Source organism: Geobacillus sp. JS12, assembly GCF_001592395.1.
Taxonomy (GTDB): domain Bacteria; phylum Bacillota; class Bacilli; order Bacillales; family Anoxybacillaceae; genus Geobacillus; species Geobacillus zalihae.
Map to the genome: position 1 here is coordinate 1,707,102 of NZ_CP014749.1, position 18,952 is coordinate 1,726,053.

Annotated in this window: 12 protein-coding genes and 2 pseudogenes; 3 read left to right on the forward strand and 11 right to left on the reverse strand. The window is 37.5% G+C overall.

Annotated elements, in window-relative coordinates:
• Window positions 1–68: 68 nt before the first annotated feature.
• The 11 genes and pseudogenes from A0V43_RS08285 to A0V43_RS08335 form a co-directional block, all read right to left on the reverse strand.
• A complete protein-coding gene (locus tag A0V43_RS08285) occupies window positions 69–386 on the reverse strand; it encodes a hypothetical protein (protein WP_128578002.1) in 318 nt (105 codons plus the stop codon).
• Window positions 387–581: 195 nt separating this feature from the next.
• Window positions 582–1,355, reverse strand: a complete 774-nt coding sequence (locus A0V43_RS08290) for a hypothetical protein (RefSeq protein WP_063193840.1) — start codon at window positions 1,353–1,355, stop codon at window positions 582–584.
• A 41-nt stretch (window positions 1,356–1,396) separates the two neighbouring features.
• Window positions 1,397–3,340, reverse strand: a complete 1,944-nt coding sequence (locus A0V43_RS20420; RefSeq protein WP_063192876.1) for a hypothetical protein — start codon at window positions 3,338–3,340, stop codon at window positions 1,397–1,399.
• A gap of 137 nt (window positions 3,341–3,477) precedes the next feature.
• Window positions 3,478–4,797: a hypothetical protein gene (locus A0V43_RS20425; RefSeq protein WP_063192877.1), complete on the reverse strand. Its 1,320-nt coding sequence runs from the start codon at window positions 4,795–4,797 to the stop codon at window positions 3,478–3,480.
• Window positions 4,794–5,672, reverse strand: a complete 879-nt coding sequence (locus A0V43_RS08305; RefSeq protein ID WP_063192878.1) for a DUF4007 family protein — start codon at window positions 5,670–5,672, stop codon at window positions 4,794–4,796. The genes A0V43_RS20425 and A0V43_RS08305 overlap by 4 nt, the downstream gene beginning before the upstream one ends.
• Before the next feature lie 84 nt (window positions 5,673–5,756).
• Complete coding sequence (locus tag A0V43_RS08310) at window positions 5,757–6,917, reverse strand: FtsK/SpoIIIE domain-containing protein (RefSeq protein WP_063192879.1); 1,161 nt, start codon at window positions 6,915–6,917, stop codon at window positions 5,757–5,759.
• On the reverse strand, window positions 6,893–9,412 hold the full coding sequence (locus A0V43_RS08315; RefSeq protein WP_063192880.1) for a hypothetical protein: 2,520 nt from the start codon (window positions 9,410–9,412) through the stop codon (window positions 6,893–6,895). Before A0V43_RS08315 ends, A0V43_RS08310 begins: the two co-directional genes overlap by 25 nt.
• A 68-nt stretch (window positions 9,413–9,480) precedes the next feature.
• The gene (locus A0V43_RS08320; protein ID WP_063192881.1) at window positions 9,481–10,773 is read right to left on the reverse strand and encodes a hypothetical protein; all 1,293 of its coding nucleotides are present in this window, start codon (window positions 10,771–10,773) and stop codon (window positions 9,481–9,483) included.
• A 15-nt stretch (window positions 10,774–10,788) separates the two neighbouring features.
• The gene (locus A0V43_RS08325) at window positions 10,789–12,345 is read right to left on the reverse strand and encodes a hypothetical protein (protein WP_063192882.1); all 1,557 of its coding nucleotides are present in this window, start codon (window positions 12,343–12,345) and stop codon (window positions 10,789–10,791) included.
• Window positions 12,346–12,381: 36 nt separating this feature from the next.
• Window positions 12,382–14,082 carry a hypothetical protein gene (locus tag A0V43_RS08330; RefSeq protein WP_236930996.1) on the reverse strand — a complete coding sequence of 567 codons (1,701 nt, stop codon included), beginning with the start codon at window positions 14,080–14,082 and terminating at the stop codon, window positions 12,382–12,384.
• Between the two features lie 210 nt (window positions 14,083–14,292).
• Window positions 14,293–15,468, reverse strand: a pseudogene (locus A0V43_RS08335) (ISL3 family transposase).
• 366 nt (window positions 15,469–15,834) lie between these two features.
• Between A0V43_RS08335 and A0V43_RS08340 the strand changes: the two are divergent.
• The 3 genes and pseudogenes from A0V43_RS08340 (at window position 15,835) to A0V43_RS08350 (ending at window position 18,923) form a co-directional block, all read left to right on the forward strand.
• Complete coding sequence (locus A0V43_RS08340) at window positions 15,835–17,262, forward strand: 8-oxoguanine deaminase (protein WP_015375174.1); 1,428 nt, start codon at window positions 15,835–15,837, stop codon at window positions 17,260–17,262.
• Between the two features lie 18 nt (window positions 17,263–17,280).
• A pseudogene (locus tag A0V43_RS08345) lies at window positions 17,281–18,062 on the forward strand (ABC transporter ATP-binding protein).
• Complete coding sequence (locus A0V43_RS08350) at window positions 18,063–18,923, forward strand: ABC transporter permease (RefSeq protein ID WP_015375176.1); 861 nt, start codon at window positions 18,063–18,065, stop codon at window positions 18,921–18,923. It begins immediately after the preceding pseudogene.
• Window positions 18,924–18,952 lie beyond the last annotated feature (29 nt).

Genomic DNA, 18,952 nt, shown 5'->3' on the forward strand with positions numbered 1-18,952 from the left:
AAAATTAACGCTTCTCTTTCGATCGAAAACAATGGGTTCAGCGAAATCAGTCGTATTTCACCAGCCCTCTAGAAATGTTTTCTATTGATTTGTTCGTGTTGAGCTATTTTATCCTGTATTTCTCCTGAAGATTTGAAATCCCTAAGCCCCCAGTATCCTTTCCCCTTCCCTTTAACCGCATAAAAGAGATCATCCTCCCCTTTAAAAATGTCACAATCGCTAGAATGAAGATAGATATGTTTTCTTACCTGCGACTTCCAATCAGTATAGGAGCTCAGATCAATCTCACTGTTTTTTTTTACTTGTTCATAAATTTCATGTAACTTTCCGACTCCCCCAAGTTTTTTTAGAGCCTTAATTATTTCATTTACCCATTGTTGCTCCATTTGCTCTTCTCTTCCCTCTATTAAAGAGAAAAATACAGTCCAAACCTGCAAGTATAAAACAAAACACAGAGTAGTGAAAAAACCATGTTCCCCTCCATTCAAGGCAAACAAGAGTTTTGCCACAAGGAAGAAAAGGGAACTATAGCTCCTATACCAAATGGAATCCTCTCATCTCACACACATCGGATTATTCGTTTATGAATATGAACATACACATGGAATTGTATCATCCTGCGTTTTTAAAAACCGGTCGACTCCCTCTCTCTCTAATTGATCTCTATATTGACGCAACGTAAAGGGTTTTCCATCCTTTTTTAAAATGGATACATCTTTTTGGAAATACGCTCTAAATCTTTCTTCCATCTCTTCTTGCTCTTTGTAACGTTCAGGCCAAATTTTGTATAGTTGAGCATAATGATAAAAGCCACCACGAACGCAACGCCCCCCACAGTTCGCATGTGCAAAGCCCAGTTTGTACATCCGGGGAAGGCGGATTCCCCATTCATTTTCAATAATCGACTTCACGTCAAGATCAGATGTAAATGTTTCGATCATAGGAAATCGAGTTTCTACCGGTTCAAGAGGGACATGCTTGTAAAACTCTCGCAAATTGTCTGCCCGATGCTTCTCATGCGGGCCAATCCCAAAATATAAAATCGGCTCCAAATTTTGCTCATCACGCAACTCTTCAATAAACATCACTGTTTGTCTTACCTTAAGTTCCTCAGAACATTTAGCTAGTCTCGCATTACCTAAAAACCGGTAATCATAAAATACTTCCTCTGGAGTACGCCCGTCGATTCTCTCTGTAATTTCAATCCCTATATACTCGGCCACTTCCTCCATAAATCGATAATTGTCTTCATCTTCCCAAAGGGTATTGGTGAAGAAAAGAATACAATTCTCTTTTCCATATGCTTGCACCATACGATACGCCACATAAGCACTCGCTGCACCGCCACTAAACATGGCCACGTGGACGGGCTTTCTATTCAATGTAATCACCTTCTCTACTTAATAAATTCCTCAACAAGTTTGTAAATTAAATATTCAATTTCTTCACGCGGAACGGTTCTCCCTCCACTGGTAATGATACGGTGAATATTTTGGTACAGAGTTTTGGATTTTGGAGACAGTTCAGTCTTAGTGACTGCTTTTTGACGGCCGTCAATTGATAATAAAACACTATCCTTGGAATAAGATACATCGTAGATTTGATCAATCTCATTTCGCACTTGCACTAGAAACATATCAGCTGTATTATCGGACCAGTCCTCAAAAGAGACACCAACCAAACGATCCACTAATACATCAAACCAGTTTGTCGATTCTAATATAGAAATGATTAAACGATTTTGTTTTTTATGGACAGCATTTTGCCTGTTCGCCCAATCAAATAGCTCTTCATCTGTATTAACGCTCAACATATGAAGTACATTTTTCTTAAATTTTTCTTTTTGCGTCTCACAATGTTTTTCTAATTTGTTCACATGGATTTCTAGCAACCCTAGATTATCTCCGTACACATTTACAAGTTCTTCTAATGCTTGGTTTGGATTGACCTCCACTTTTCTTATTATCGTTTTTAGATAAAGAAGTTGTTCATCCATCTTTCTGCTGATCTGAGTGAATCTAGGTAAAGAGCGCAACCATTTTAAAATAAGATTCGCTGCTCTTAGATGTCTCGGCAGTGAACTCTCTATTGCATTTGACATAAAAAGTTTCTCGATTTGCGAAAATAAGTTTTCATATTCCTTGCCAAATTCATAATAAATGTACTGATACTGTTCAGCTTCGTCAAACATACTAAAAAGCTTTTCTCCGTTAATCTCAGGAACGTACATATTATTTCGATAAAACGACAAGTAGTCCCATTTATCCCTCAGCAGACTAACAAAATAAATAGGAATAAGCGGTTCCCTTACTCCGAAGGGCGGCTTGCTAAAGATATCCTTAAACGATTGCAAAGAACCTATAGGCTCATCACTTAGTAATTGTACCAATTTATCTCTCATTATTCTAAAATTTTGATTCGGAATTTTATTTAATTTTTCAAGATCTAAATCATTATTCTTGAAAACGGTGGCATAAAGCAAATAGTCTGGCCCGTTCCCCTTGATATTGAACTGTGGCGAGTGCCAGTATTCTAATATATGATCAATAACGCTACATCCCGCTTTCCATTGAACACGGTTGATACTTCTCCTATTATAGGAGTCATTTCTTACTTCCGGGGTCAATGGATAAAGCTCCATCATGGCATCTGACAATATTTTTTCTAGAACGAATTCATTTGGTATATGGCGTATCTCACCAGCTATAATCCATACTAACTCCTCATTAAAATCAATATACCGGGATAAAAACTTGCGAATAGCAAATGCTGTTTCTTCCTTTTTTAAAACTAATTCTTTTTTTAGATTCGGATCCGTTTTGAGCAATTCTTTATCTTTTAAAAGAATATTGCTAATCAGTTCAAAAACTTCAACATGGTTTTCTAATGATTTATAACTAAAATTCGGAACACAATATAAACGGTCTATATCTCTATGCGTTTGCAGTTTTTCAATCACTTTATCTCTATCATTCTTGTCATCTAGCAAAACCAAGTAAACTATTGCATCTGCTCGATTACTCACCGAAACCGCTGGTAACCCCTCGGTTAAAATATCGGAACTGAATAGCAAACGTACCGAAGCAAACCGCGTCATACTCTTTGTATCATTATATTCATTTGCCAAATAAAATTTCTTTTCAAGATGTTCCTCAAGAATCTGTAGCTTTTTATCTTTTTTGAGATAAAATCCCTTTATTTTTTCTCCAATTACTTCTTCAACATCTAATCCGCTTCCTTCAAACAGCTCCCAATATCCTAAGATGCTGTTGTATCTGATAGCCTTATTTCTTGCCAGTTCATTTAAAACAGTTTCTGTCTCATCATCATGATAGTCCATCGCAAATGCAATTAAATCCGAAGTTAAAGGATAGGTAGCTTGAAACCCCGTTATATTCCATAATGTTATAAATTTCAGTACTGCTAAATGCCGATTATCAAGATTCGGGATCTTTTTTAATATTTTTTGGTATATTCCTAGTTCCTCGACCCCTCTTCTAATTCCAACTCCTCTATATTTGGAAAAAAATAATCAAACAGATGTGCTGCTGTATATACTTCCTCTTCTCTTTTTTTAATAAAATACATCAATCCACCGATTTGACGGCTTTCTAAAAAAGTAAATAACGTTCTTTCATTTTGGCCAAACAAACTAGATACTTTGGGTAATAAAGACAACGCTACAGGGTGCATTGGATATGCCCCTTGAATTACAAGTCGCTCAATTTCAACTTGATTAAACTCAGAAAAAAGAGGGAATTTTCGCAAGTAGTTAATATAGGTACTTTTTCTAAACTCACTTATATTTCCTTGGCCGTATAGTTCATTAATAGCATTTTGAATAAGTCGAATATAAGTTGCTCCATCATTCTCGATATGATATATATTGTAACGTTTTTCAATACGTTGGAATTCATTATGATATTCTTCACTATATTTCGAGAAATAATGACGTAGATTTTTATGGGTAATGTACATAATATGAAAATTATCGCTTCCATGATCCGCTAGCTCAGCAAGATCTTGAATGTCCTGCATTGTCTGATAAATTTGGTTGACAGGGACATTTTGCAAAAAACGCCCAAATTCATCATGCACAATGAAAAGGCCGATATGTTGTTTGCTTAGTTCATTTAAAATATATTGGACTTGAAAAACAAATTCTTCCTCAAAGTCAAATATAAGCTCTGCCCCAGAAGTCAATGTTGGATAAATATCTTGGAACCATTTGATTTCTTTTTCATTATAATTTAATATCTCTATCCGCCAAAGCTCTAAATCTTTATTCTCGCTGCTAAGCATTTGTACAAACTTTTTATACGTTTGTTTATACTCCTTCTCCCACGTACTAATGGTTCCTAGAATGCGACTAATAACTCCCGGAGCAACAATGGGAAGGTTGTTTTGTTTTAAGACCCTCATAATGGATGACAGAATGGCCTGACGAAAATTTCCTTCATACCCATTTAAGATCACAGGCAGGTAGCGATACGGATGATCAGACATATTACCCAATTCGATATAAATCTCATCATCCACCTGGCTAAATTTCTTTCTTAAAATATCGAATGTAGCTGGGTCTACCATTTTAGAAACAATTCCTGCAATAATTGTTCCTAAAAGCGACTTGCCAGTCCCGTATGGACCTACTACAATATGGGCTCTAGATTCTTGGTAGTTGATTCCCCTTAACACCCCTCTTAATACCTCAGCATGTGATGGAGTAGGCATATATCTCTCGAAATATTCTCGTTTTCCTAAGTCGAATCTAATGTTGATACTTGACTTAAAAGTCATACTAAACTCTCAACCTTTCTGGCATATTCAAATTGTAAATATTCAATTGGCGAAACATCCGGAAGTTTGACAGTGTCCAAATTATTTGTCCGGGTAAATGAAATGTGATATAGCGGTCGATTAACAAGCAACTCTAACGCATTCACAACGCTAGAGCGATCCATATTGAAAACTTTTCCCCATAGCCCTTTTTCGTTTACAATTTCATCTACTGAAACAGTATCGATTCCCTTTTTTGCTTTATAGTCGAGTAACGAATACATTAAGGCAGTAATCCCTATATCCTTTATATCAGGAATTTTTTTATAAATAATGTTGTTATGTTCTTCAATCAATCCTATCTTTTGTATAGGACTATGTATAACCTCCTCAGGGTCAAATGTCGATTGTCCTGCCGTGTAAAGTTTTAATAGGCACTCTATATCCCGCTTTAGCGACTTTATGGATACTTCTCGTGTTTCTTGCTCATTGACCCAGTAGACAAAAAACTGAAGTAATTCATCTTTTGAAACAACCTGTTGAGGAAATATATTAAAAAACCAATACCATGCAGTCGCCGGTTCTTTCTCTTTTGTCATTTCATAGTGCAGAATAGCCGCTGTTTCGTTAAATCGCACAAACCGGTCAAACTTATAAATTACTTCCCCTAAAGGAGTGATGTAATGCACCCTTTTTTGATCTTTGTCCACTTTTTCCTCAACTAAGCGAGTGGCGATAACCCAGAAACGCAATGACTGCAACATATTCTTTCCTAACCCGACTTTTTCGAATGAATCCTTATTATAAAAGAAACGTTTATCTCCCATTAAATGGCGAAGACCTTTACTTAACCATCGATCCCGCAAATAAAAACTTTGATGTTGACCATATGCCATCTCGACTCACCTCCTATATTGATGGAGCAATTTATCCAGTAGCGCTGAAAATCGAAAAAGAGGCATCTAGACACAAGATAGTGCCTAGATGCTATATACTTTTTTCTCAAAGTATTTTAGCAGAGCTCTTTTAACTTCAGGTGTAAGAAACGGACTTTTGCCACGAATAACCCCATCTGAACCAACCTTTGCCAAAAAATCTCCTTTACCTGCTAGCTTCTCTGCACCTTCTTGGTCAATAATTACGTGAGAAGCTACACCGTCCGCTGCTTTTAATGCCAATCTCCCCGGCAAGTTGGCGCGTATTTTTGTGTTCACAATTTCAGCTTTCGGATATTGAGTACAAATGATCAAATGTATCCCGGCCGCCCGTGCTTTTTGACCTAGCCTTTGTATAGCCGTTTCAACCCGTTTTGCGGTCTCTTTATCCTGACTCATAAAATCAGCAAACTCATCAAACACAACAACAATTCTAGGAATGCTTTTTCCGGTCAAACTCAAAAATTCTTCGAGATTGCTTACATACTCTTTATTCATGGTTGCATACCGTTGTTCCATTTCCTCAACTAGCTCTTCTAAGGCCTGTACAGCTTCCTCGATCTGAGTGATTACTCTCCGAGTATGTGTCTTGCCTTCGTAGAAATTAAACTCCACTTGTTTCGGATCGATAAAAACAAATTGGACATCCTTACTATCGTATAGACACATAATGCTAAGAATAATGGAATTTAGCGTCACACTTTTGCCACTTCCGGTCGTTCCCCCGACGAGTAAATGCGGTGACACGGGATTAGCTAAATCTATACTTACCACCTTATTTAATGGATCAAGGCCTAACGGTGCAATTAACCCCATTCGTGTAATCTTCTCACCAAGCTGTTCTCTAACTAGCTTCATAAATTTTTCAAAATAAATCGTTTCAGGATCGTCCCTTATAATATCCATATACATTCCATTTTTATCAATTGCAAAGGTCGGCTCATTGTTTAATCCTAACCATATTTGAATATCCTGAGAGCGGGAAGTGACCTTTTTGGCAAGAATGTCTCCCGGAATATCTAAATAAAACCTAATTACACTTGACCCAACTATACTCTTTTTGATTTTGATATCCAGACCGTTTTTTAGAAAATTACGCACTAACTTTTTTTCTAGTTCGTGCAATCTGTCCGTATAGTCTTGTTTAACATTTTGATAATTGAGCTGAAGTTCCTTTAGTGCTACAAGTTCCGGGTAATCACCCAACTCATTATCATTCCGTTTATAATCTTCTTCACCACTAGTTTCTGGTTCTTTCCCCTGTTCTCCCTATCTACTTCCTTGTTATCTCCACTTGTTACCTCATCCATATTTGGAGTCATAGGAGTAGGTTCAATGAACTCTTCATCCTTCTTAAAAAGTTCGTCATAAGAAGGAACCTGGTGCTCATCAGCCCCTAGTTGCTCAAGTATATAGTGACGTCCGTAAATATAATTACAGTAATTATCGCCTATTGTATCGACATAAACTCCTTTTTCGATTTCTTTAAGCTCCTGATCAGTTAAATTAGATGTATAGCAGTATACATCTACAGAAGCTGAAAAATTCACTTTTATGTCTTGTGCACGGGTATTTTGCAGATCTTTTAAAAGTTCCACTTCAAACGGTAAATAGGCTTGTTTTTCCACTAAGTAGTATACTAATTCACTTTTCCAATATTCTGCATCGGCATGATTATCATCGAACGAAAAACGATGTTTGTACTCTTTCAGTCCAACATCGATTTGTTGGATAGCATCTAATGTTTCTTTGTCCAAAATATGATGACTTACAAATTTGAGCTCTATTAATTCAAAATCAATCATTAACTGCCCATCCTGCTTATAAATAATGGAGCGAACAAGGTCAGGTCTTCTCTTATTGCTAGCAAACCATGGGAGCTCATCACATAGTGACCAGACGGTTAACGAATTCTCCCTGTGATCGATTCGGTCTCTTCGCTTCGTCGTCAGGTAGGTAGCCAACATCTCATGTGCATACTTTCCTGGGCCAATTACTTTTAGAACTAATGCTCCCGAGATATCCTTTACTTTGTCCACTGCTTCGATAACAGTTTCTCGCCGAATCCTATCATTTTTCAAAATGTCCGCCAGCTTGCGATGTAATCGATCGTAATAGGCATAATCCTGGGTTTGATGACTTAACCTTCTTATATATTTAGATGAAGACAAAATGAGTTTAAAGTTTTTGTTTTTCCCTGCTTTCGACTTATATTGAATAATTTGTGCCTTGGAAGAGATTTTTTGTAACAAAGATTTATCTATGAAACGATCCATGATCATAACCCAGTTAAAGTGTTCATGTATAAAGTCAATCAACGTACCACTAAAATGAGTAGGAGAAATGGTCACATTTAGTAAGTAAAGCTCATCTTCGCTAGGCATGGACTTGCTATGAACAATATACTGCATTTGATAAAAATGTTGAAGTGTTTTTGGTAAACTTTCACTTACATAAGGAATACGCTTTAACGCCTCTCTAATGGACAACGGTTCTTTATAAGGCTCGCTGAACCAGTCGTTGCTAGGTAACGGATTAACCTTATTAAAGTTATATCTCACCTGTCCATTTTGTCCAAAGTAATCCATCAATACTACCAAATCGGTATCATTCATCTGTTCATCGATTTCATCAGCAATCTCACTAATATCTGCTTCACTGATCACGTTTATCTCCACTTTAGGAAACATCATATTAAAAGAAGGACTTTTGTACTCTTCTTTTAATTCAATCCAGTTATTCAGTTCTTTATGCAACTGAGCAGGTTGATTACTATGAATTGTTAACTTCAACTTCGATAAACTTGGCACACGTTTCATTAACTCATCAATCGATCGAATAACAATATCGGTACTTTGGCAATGTAAAAATAACAAGTCAAGCCCATCTTTAGCGTAGGGATATACCTCTAGATAATTCTTTACCACACTGACTAACTCAGCAGGTAACTCTCTAGATAAGTGCGCACTAAAATTTGCTGCATGTGTATTTATAACAAAGTATCCGTTCCCAAATCTTTCATAGTCCTCTATTAAATAGGTCTCTTCATCCTCATTAAGCATATAGCGAGGGGCAAGGTGGGAATATTTATCTATAATAAAGATGAGATAATCATCTACTCGATAAATTTCAAAGTTACCATCTTCCGCTCTTTCAAGCCATTCTTCAAGACAGTGATTGATTGATTCTAAACGGCGCAAATAGCTCAACAGCCGAATCGGATTAAATATTGTAACAACTCTTTCAATAGGCGCAGCTATTGCTTTTTCCTGTATAGAATTGAAAGTATCGATCGATCCGATATAATGCAACGCTTTATAAATAGATTTTGTAATATTAACAGAGGAATATATACCAGATAGCAATTCCTCTAACATCGCATCTAGCGTGTCAGGATTTACACTACACAATCCATTTTTTAGAACTTTTTTCAATAGCAAATCGTATTCGCTAATAAAGACATTCCATTTTTCGAAGTGTGACTCCATCCCCTCAGTTTTAGCGGCTAGATAATATCTTATATTATCGCCTACTAGTTCTTTTACATCTATCTTATCTACTGCGTACTGGGAATAATTTTTTACGTACGGTAATATTCCTTGGTCTATTTCATCAATCAAAGAGTAAGCAATATTACTTGAGAAACTAAGAAGTTTAAATTTATTTTTTCCTAACACATTGTTATCCTTAACCAATTCCAATTCAAAAATAATTCCATCATTTTTTGCCGTTTCATCGCATTCTACTGGAATACTTTTCTCATCGAAATCTATAATGGGGATAATATTAGAAAGCCCCTGAAATACATGTTTAATAGTTCTAAATCTTTTTCTGTTGTCTTAGACGTGACAACTTTTAGGCGGAAGTGCGCATCCTTTATAATTGATTGCTGTGCATCTTCATTTGAATAATACTCGTCGATTAATAAAAACGATTCGTACAAAAGCGCCCTGTAAATATCATCATATTCAGCGGGGTGACGCAACTTTTCAATTAACCGATTGATCCGCTTAACTATTGTCGGTGAAGAGATCTCTTTTCCGTATTTATCTAAAAACTCTTGAATATCATCAGGATCCTCTTCCTTGCGAATCGATTCAATTCCCAACTCAATTTCTTTTTTCTCTTGTTCTGATTTATTATGCAGATTGATGGCCTCGCTTACCTTCTCGGCTAAACTCGAATTCACTTTGAAATTAAAAACCTGCTCAATAATTTCAAATTCATACTTAAGGAATATCTTGTTGCCTGTTTGGATAAACTGTATCGCTTCTTGCCGAAAAGCATCAGGCTCAACTTCGTCCCATAGCTCGCTGATCCAGTTTTGCTTTTCTTCATGTTCTAAAAATGAATCTAGCTTCTCGAGAAGTTTTTCCCCGTCAAGCAATGAGGCTCCCTTTTGCAAGTTAGCCAACATGTAGTTGTTTTTTAAACGTTTTGTATAGCGATCCCCCATTTTCAGCTTAGAATCCCTAAAAAACCCCAATGAAGGCAAATGCTTTTGGATTTTGTGCGTTATTGTTAACATGTTTTCATTTATAATTAACACAATAAATTGTAATAGCGTTCGTAACTGGGGTTCAGTTACTTCCTGAAGCATCGTGAAAAATGTTTTTAACTCCTCGATTTCATCCGAGGCAAATCGAAATTCTTGAACTAATAATTCGTAAAGTATATCAAGTCCTTTTGTAGATAACAAATACGATTCGTCAACAGTGAATAAATTCTCCAAGCTTTGAGCTTCCGGAGTCATCTCATTAATAATTAATACTAGCGCTTGGTTGTCCTTAATATTATTTCTCAGCCATGTACTCGTTTCATGACCACGGAACCCATACTCCTCAAATCCAGAAACAGTAGTAGTTGTACGTATGATGGGTTCATAGTACTTCTTAAATACATCTATGTTATTACTAAATTCACCTAAAACAAAATGCACATCATTATTTGAAAAACCGCTGAGTTTAATGAATATTTTCTTTGCACTGTCTTTCTGCTTTTTAAAATGCTCTAAAACTGTGACGTTAACCCATTTAGCTAAAAATTGCTCACTTGTTATCATAATCCCACCTTTTTCCTACAAAGAATTGTAAGGGTTTCTAATCATCGCCGTTGCGTCCGAATATTCAATAAGTAAGCCGTTGCTTTTCAGTTTTTCACGCAAAGATTGCTCGTTTTTCTGAAAATAATTTACATTCAACTTTGATTTATCATATAGGCCGCTTATCTTTGCTTGTTCCTCACCTATAACAAAACCGTATTTATTATAGATTTGGTGAAGGAATTCAGTAAATTCTATTGATTGTTGAGGAGAAACATTTACTAAAACTAACATCTCTAAAAATTTATCGGTCATAAAATAGCGGTAGTTGGTTCCCGTACGGAATCCGCCCATCCCACTGTCCCTTACAATTCCGCGAATAATAGAAAGATAATGTTTTTTTAGTTGCGACGACACTGTTTCTTGCACGATTATCGAGATTTCCCTTATAAACTCCTCAAATGATTTTGTCTTGCTTAAAGCCTTAATAATTCGCTGTTTTCCGGCTCTCACTCGTTTCAACCCCAAAGCCTCAAATAGCTCTTCCGGATCCTTCCGCCATTGCTCAAGTTTTTCAGTTGCCCCATGAATGGCATTTATCTTTTCTGTTAAGAGTCTCTTGAGTTCATGTTCGAACTTTTCCCTCACCATCGTCTCATTCTCTTGGAAGGACTGTGCTGATAATTTTAAAATTTGGTTCACTTGCCCATCTAAACAGTCAAAAAACATAATCGGGCGACTGTGATCATCTTTTTTAGTTCGTTCATACATGTACTGAACTAACTGAAAACCAATTAGACTAATCAACAAGTGGAACATCTCAAAAATATCAAGATTGAGATGGATAAGTTGATAATACTCTTGGGCAAATCGGTCAAAAAGATGATGCTCTGTTATAGGCAACTTTGGATATTCACGATTAACGTTCTCTATCAGCCTCAAGGGACTATAGTCGGATTCCCTTTCCTCTGTATCATTATCTAAAATACTAGTGATTTTACTAACTATCTTTTCGATCGCCTTATTGCGCCGCAACAGTTCTTCCATTCTAACTTCAATTTCTTTCCTTAACTCTGGTTGTTTTTCTGTCCCGTAAGATAACATAAGATAATACAATTCTCCACCACGTGCAAAAAAGTTTCTTTCATAGCTGGCAAACTTTTCTTTTCCCCTTTTTCTTAATTCAAAAAACAACAAAGACTCGTGAAGAGGATACAAAGTTTTTGCATACCAAGAGCGGTCCGCTAAATTTCCTCGCCCATCGTATAAAGGAATTTCTAAATTTCTAAAAAACTCCCTAATGACCATCGCTTTATCTTCTCCGCCAACTTCCTTGTATAATAGTTGGCGCTCCTCTTGATCTAACTGAACGATATCATTTTTACTTCCCTCTTTATCGCCTTCAAAAACAAATTTTCTGAATCCCTCTGCTCTTCTTCTCTTATATTTGTCAGCGTTCAATGTATAGTCAGCCCCTACTAGGACGTTTAGAAACTCAAGAACGTACTCAGGGCCTCGCTGACCATCCATGAATCGATGTCCCCATATTTCTGATGCCAACTGGGCTGCAAATCCTTCCGTTCCTGCCGCCATTGCTTGTCCTTCCCTTCATCCGAAACTGTTTTATATTCACTCATCTAGCTCATGTTCGACATAAACACCGCTGTCCCTGTCCAAACGATATATTTCTAATACATCCATATCTGGTTTGCTAATTCTGATTAACTCGTTTCTAAATGTATTTAATAGGATTTCCACTTCTTGACTAAGGATGTTATGTGTACCTCCCGAACTTAATCTCATCAAATACTCAAAAACCGATAGATTAATTTTTAGTTTTACCTCTCCATCAACAACAAGGAAAAACTTAGAAGGTAAATGATCTAGATCGCTCCTCTCATCCTCCTGCAACAACTCTATTCTTCTTCGATCAAACGACCCATAAATCATCAGTGTCTCATTAGAAACCTTCAGATAGAAAGAACCTTTCGATTTGAATTTCTGTATAAGTCTACGGGAAAATGCACGATTTAATCCATTTATTAATTCTTTTCGAATGCTGTTTTGAGCGTTATTGTTATTAAATAAACTAATATATTGCTCCAAGTATTCAAACGGAAGGAGTTTCAAAGTATTAAGATATTTCCTGTCTTCGAGCTCAAAGTATACTTTCCTTCTTAATCTGGGCATCCAATGCTCAAAAAAGGATTGATCAATGTTTTGCCCGTACTCTCTATAAAATCTAATTTTTTTTCTAAAATAATCAAATTCCATATCTAAATCGTTATCAAATACTCGATCGTATAATCTCTCTATTTCTTCATCTCCATTAATATCTCCATGTATAATAAAATCATCGACTTGAGAATAAGAGTACAAACCTGGATCTAAGGAACGAAATATCCTTAATGCTTTCATTTCAGAAAAAGCTTCCTCACCAATTCCTACGCCGTAAAAGTTCTGATAATAAACCTTTTTAGATTGATCACAGATCTGAGTGTGATCTGCTTCTAGAATATCTTTACAGATATATCCTCCAGTAATTAAATAGCTTACATGTATTAGCATTTCTCTTAAGGTGATATGCGCTTCTAAGTAATCAAGCAGACGGTACTGATCCACTATTTTTTGCTGTATAGCAGGCCTGGATGTGCGCCGATGATTTAAATAAATAATGCACTGTGTTTTCTTTTCACACTCTTCACAGGATTTCCAATATTCTTCTTTGTTCCATTCATTTAATACTCTTTCAACATAAACAGAGGAGGTGACATCTAACAAGTTAATAACACTTAGCTGATCATTATTGTTTTCATGCGAATCAAATCGTTCCATAATATGTTGACGCAAAACACTTAATTCATTATACCGCATCAGTACCTTTGAGAGCTTCCCCTCGTTCGCCGCAATCAAAAAAAACACACTCTCTTTATGCCGATTACAAACATAACACTGCAATTCCGATAGAATGTCGTATACAACTTCCTCTTTTAACTCTGATAAATCCTTGACAATCTTGATGGTTCCTTTTTCATACTGGACAGTTATAATTCCGTTCTCCGGCCAGCTCATCAAAGGGTTGTTGGAGAATTGGTCATGGATTAAACGGCATAATCTAGTCTTCCCGTCACCAGCGTTTCCTGTTAAAATGACGCTGTGAGGACTCCGTAAAAAAATGTCTTTTAAATGTTTCTCAATTTTCGTTGCAATAGTAAATTCAAATGATCCTTCCGACTCAGCATCCCGATTATACTCATCGTAGATTTTAGAGTGGTTAGGGGAAAGTACGTTGAACTTATCTAAATACATCACAAATGGATTTCCGGTCACTTTTTGTTCCACCTCTAAATAAACAGAATTTATTATGAACAAGAATTAACAGATGACAAAATCGTTCTTTCCTTATATACTCTTGGAATAATTTTAATGTAAGGAATTTGGAAGTGTCAACGATTTACTGGCTATATAGGAACCAGTATAGGAATTAAAACCTAAATAATTGGTAAAAAGGTTCATCACCAAAAGTTGTACTTGCACCTGTCATGAAAGTATGTTAGCTGTTTCTAGCCGAACCCGCAATGCAAAACGCTGGATATTTCTGTATCCGTATCCCCGACGTTTCATCAGCTTGATCTTGTTATTTGTTCCCTCCATTTTCCCATTTGAATAAGGGGATAAAATGCACGATATGATTTCGTCTGTTCGTTTGACGAGTGATTTTGCGATGGCGCGAACAGCAGAACAAGGACAAAACAAATACCGATGAACCCAGGCGTTCAAACGACGTTTCGCTTGTCGCTCGCTTTGGCTTTTGGATACATAACGAAAATGTTGAAGGGATTGATAGACAGCCTGCAAGGAATCGCTCTCTTTCTGCCACTTCCGCACCGTTTGGCGCTCCTCCTCGGTGAGTTTCTCGGGACACTGGGTCAATCAGCGGCAAACATACCGAACATGCCCGTGTTTCTTGTTCCCTTTTCCGAAGGATTGGCGGCATCGATCCAACGCTTCCGTAAACAATTGAATCACATGAAAATAATCGACCACATGCTTCGCTTCCAGACACACCCCTTGAATGGCTTTTTTCATCGCTGGAGCCAAATCGCTCACGACATACTGAACAGAACCAGACACAGGAGCCAACACACGTCCAATGGCTTCCTCGTTCTTTCCTGCTTCAACGGCATACACTTCTCCCGTTTCGGCATCCATGACTGCCACTCCGTAATCATGCCCTTTTCGAAACGCAAACTCATCGACACAAACTGCCTTTGGTTGGATGTCATTCGATAGGAAGGAAGGGGCATGGGTATAAAACCAGCGTTCAACGGTCGTGTACGGAAGCTTGAGCATACGAGCCACCGCCTGAATGGATGTTCCGATGCAAGATTGCGCCACCCATTGCTGAAACGCATCCGTCGCTGCACTTCGAGGGGAAATTCCGGGATAAGACGTGCTGAATGTCATGTCACAGGTACCACAGCGTCTGCGCTCGACAGGAAGTTCAATCCAAAAAATCCCGATTCGTTGAGCATACCCATGCATCCATTGCTTCTTTTTTCCTGTCATGTTGATCGTGCGTTTCAAGCAAACAGGACATAACGGGCATTGTTCGGGAAGAGAAAGTTCGAAAATCCAACGTTCTTCTTCTTTTCGCACCTTTTGAATCAAAACATCTGGTAAATCGATGAGTTCTTTGATAAACTGAGCGTACATGCGAATTTTCCTCCAATGGTTTGGTTTGGACACCTTTACCATACAGGAAAATTCGCATTTTTTGTACCCTCTATTTTCTCTATGCACACCGATCTTCAATGATCAAGTACAACTTGTGGTGAAGAGCCAGTTTTTTAATTGAATCCTTTTCATAAGGTGATTGTATTATTTGTTAAAATATATTACATATAATTGTTATAAATAACATCATTCAAAAGAAATTTAGTTAAAATGCACAAAATAATATTCAAAATTGTAAATATCCTCTAATGTTAAACTATTAAAAAGCGTATATAATAAGAATATATTACATGTAATGTTATAAAAATTAACATAAAATTGAGATTGGTATAAGGGGTTGAACAAATGAGGACATTATTAATAAAAAATGCCAAAAACATCATTACGATGGACGAAAAGCGAACGGAATACCCAGGCGGCAGCATGTATGTTGTTGGACAAGAAATTAAAGCGATCGGATATGATTTGCCTTTTGAGACAGCGGACACTGTTATTGATGCACGTGGAAAAATTGTTTATCCGGGGTTAATCAATACACATCATCACTTATATCAGACTTTCACTCGAAATATCCCTTGGGTGCAGAATGTTGAGTTGTTTGATTGGTTAATCACTTTGTACGATATTTGGCGCCATTTAAAGCCAGAAGATGTGTATTTAAGTGCTATGGTCGGATTAGGCGAATTGCTTAAAAGTGGCTGTACAACAACCGCTGACCATTTTTACGTGTTTCCAAATGGAGTAAGTGGGGAATTAATCGATGAAGAAATACGGGCAGCTCGTGAGATTGGAATTCGTTTTTACCCAACTAGAGGTTCTATGAGTTTAGGTAGATCAAAAGGGGGATTGCCGCCAGATGAAGTCGTTCAAAGCGAAGATGTTATTCTTCGAGATTCCATGAGGGTTATTGAAACCTATCATGACCCTAGTAAATTTTCAATGTTGCGGGTAGGTGTTGCACCATGTTCGCCATTTTCAGTTAGTAAAGACTTGCTTCGTGAATCAGCAAATTTAGCCCGCAGTTATGGTGTTCGGATGCATACCCATTTGGCGGAAACGATCGATGAAGAGGACTTTTGCAGAGAAAAGCTTGGCATGCGTCCGTTAGAATTAATGGAAGAAACAGGTTGGGTTGGCGGTGACGTGTGGTATGCGCATGGAATTTGGTTTAATGACAAGGAAATTGCAAAGCTGGGTGTTTGCGGCTGCGGAGTTGCTCATTGTCCGAGCAGCAATATGAAAATGGCATCCGGAACGATGCGAATTATGGACATGTTACATGCAGGAGTAAAAGTGGGATTTGGTGTCGATGGTTCATCTTCCAATGATTCATCTAATCTATTACTTGATTTAAAAATCATGAACTTGCTCCATAATCTTCAGCATGGAACAACAGCGCTGAGCGCTGAAGATTGTTTATCGATTGCAACGAGAGGTTCGTCTAAAGTGCTTGGTTGGGAAGATGCCATTGGTTCCTTAGAAGTCGGCAAGGCTGCAGATATGTTTTTGATCGATACGAATCGATTAGAGTTTGCCGGTGCTCTCTTTAATGATACGGCGCTTCCGATTCTTGCGGGCACACCGCAAGTTGATATGACCATCGTTGGCGGGAAGATTGTTGTAGATGAAGGGCGTCTCGTGAATATCGATGAAGAACAATTTGCCATTCGGGCGCAAAAAGCTGCCGAAAAAATGCTGGAAACGGCTGCAAAGCATACAAAAGTCAATTATAGAAAATCGAGATTAACAAACTCAGCTATTCTAACAAAATAATTATGAGGAGTGATAGCGGTGGACGCAATTCAAAACGAAGTTGTCTCATTTCAACATGTTAGTAAGATTTACAATACTGGCACTGTCGCTTTAAGCCAATTTCATTTTTCGATAAAAGAAGGGGAATTTATAAGTTTTCTCGGTCCATCAGGCTGCGGGAAATCAACGGCATTAAGAATGGTAGCAGGATTAGGCGAAGCTACTGAGGGCAAGGTAAAAGTGTTTGGGCAAAACCCTAAAGAAATTATAAAAAATACAAATGATATTGCGTTCGTTTTCCAAGATGCTAATTTACTTCCATGGAGAACAGTGCTCGAAAACGTATTATTACCGTTAGAATTAAGGGGGCTGATAAAAAAAGACGTAAAGAGGATGCGATCAAAGTATTAGAGATGGTGGGGTTAAAAGATCATTTAAAATCTTATCCTAGGCAGTTATCCGGCGGAATGAAGATGAGAGTGTCTATTGCTCGGGCGTTAGCTGCAAAACCTAAAATGCTTTTAATGGATGAACCGTTTGCTGCATTAGATGAGATTACAAGACAGACTTTGCAGACGGAACTGCTCGAAATATGGAAAAGGGAGAATATGACGATTTTGTTCGTGACCCATAATGTATATGAAGCTGTATATCTTTCTACTAGAATTGCAGTGTTGTCAGCGCGGCCTGGCAGATTATCCTCTATTATCGATGTCGACCTTCCTTATCCAAGGGAGCGAACAGATGAAAGGTTTACAGAGTATGTCAATATTGCCGCGCGAAGTCTTGAGGATAGTACAACTCGAAGGGAGTTGGGATAAATGTCTGTACAAACAGCAACTACTCAAACGAAGGAAATTGTCACTCAACCCAATAATACTGGCAGACTTAAAGTACGGAACAAGTCAAAATGGAAGTTCATTGGTCCGATTGTTGCGCTTGTTGTTTTTCTTTCTTTATGGCAGTTTGTTCCGATTATGGTTGGTGTGAAGCCATTTATACTTCCAAAACCGACAGATGTTATTCAAGCGGCGATTGAAGATTGGGATTTATTATGGCCAGCCATAAAAATAACGGTAGCTGAATCTGTGATTGGATTTTTAATAAGTGCCATCATTGGGATTGGCGTCGCGGTTTTATTAGCTAGTTCCAGAATTTTAGAAATAAGCATTTACCCATATGCGGTTATTTTACAAACGATACCAGTTGTGGCCGTTGCACCGATCGTTGTTATCTGGTTCGGTTCAGGCTTCAACTCGATTGTGATGATTTCATTTTTAATCGGATTTTTTCCCATCATTTCAAATACTTTAATGGGATTGAATTCAGTCGACAAAAACATGAGCGAATTATTTACTTTATATAATGCGTCAAAATGGCAAAGAATGTGGAAGCTTCGAATACCAGCTGCTATGCCTTACATGATGACCGGGTTAAAAATATCTAGCACACTATCTATCGTTGGTGCTATTACGGGTGAATATATAGCAGGGATTGGCGGAGGGAAAGGTGGTTTAGGTTATGGTATTACGGTCGCAGCTGTTCAATTAAAAACACCATATTTATTTGCTTGTGGAATTGCCGCTGCTATTTTTGGGATTGTCTTTTACCTTCTCATAAGTTTGTTTTCTCATTTCATGCTTAGATCATGGCACGAATCAGCGATGAAGGGAGACAAATAAAATCTACGCAATGCGCGTTTAAAAAGAGA

Excerpts from the sequence above, each read along its gene's own strand:
- A0V43_RS08320 (WP_063192881.1), bottom strand. The coding sequence starts at position 10,773 with ATGATAACAAGTGAGCAATTTTTAGCTAAATGGGTTAACGTCACAGTT.
- A0V43_RS08290 (WP_063193840.1), bottom strand. The coding sequence starts at position 1,355 with ATGTTTAGTGGCGGTGCAGCGAGTGCTTATGTGGCGTATCGTATGGTG.
- A0V43_RS20420 (WP_063192876.1), bottom strand. The coding sequence starts at position 3,340 with ATGGACTATCATGATGATGAGACAGAAACTGTTTTAAATGAACTGGCA.
- A0V43_RS20425 (WP_063192877.1), bottom strand. The coding sequence starts at position 4,797 with ATGACTTTTAAGTCAAGTATCAACATTAGATTCGACTTAGGAAAACGA.
- A0V43_RS08305 (WP_063192878.1), bottom strand. The coding sequence starts at position 5,672 with ATGGCATATGGTCAACATCAAAGTTTTTATTTGCGGGATCGATGGTTA.
- A0V43_RS08350 (WP_015375176.1), top strand. The coding sequence starts at position 18,063 with ATGTCTGTACAAACAGCAACTACTCAAACGAAGGAAATTGTCACTCAA.
- A0V43_RS08340 (WP_015375174.1), top strand. The coding sequence starts at position 15,835 with ATGAGGACATTATTAATAAAAAATGCCAAAAACATCATTACGATGGAC.
- A0V43_RS08285 (WP_128578002.1), bottom strand. The coding sequence starts at position 386 with ATGGAGCAACAATGGGTAAATGAAATAATTAAGGCTCTAAAAAAACTT.
- A0V43_RS08325 (WP_063192882.1), bottom strand. The coding sequence starts at position 12,345 with ATGGCGGCAGGAACGGAAGGATTTGCAGCCCAGTTGGCATCAGAAATA.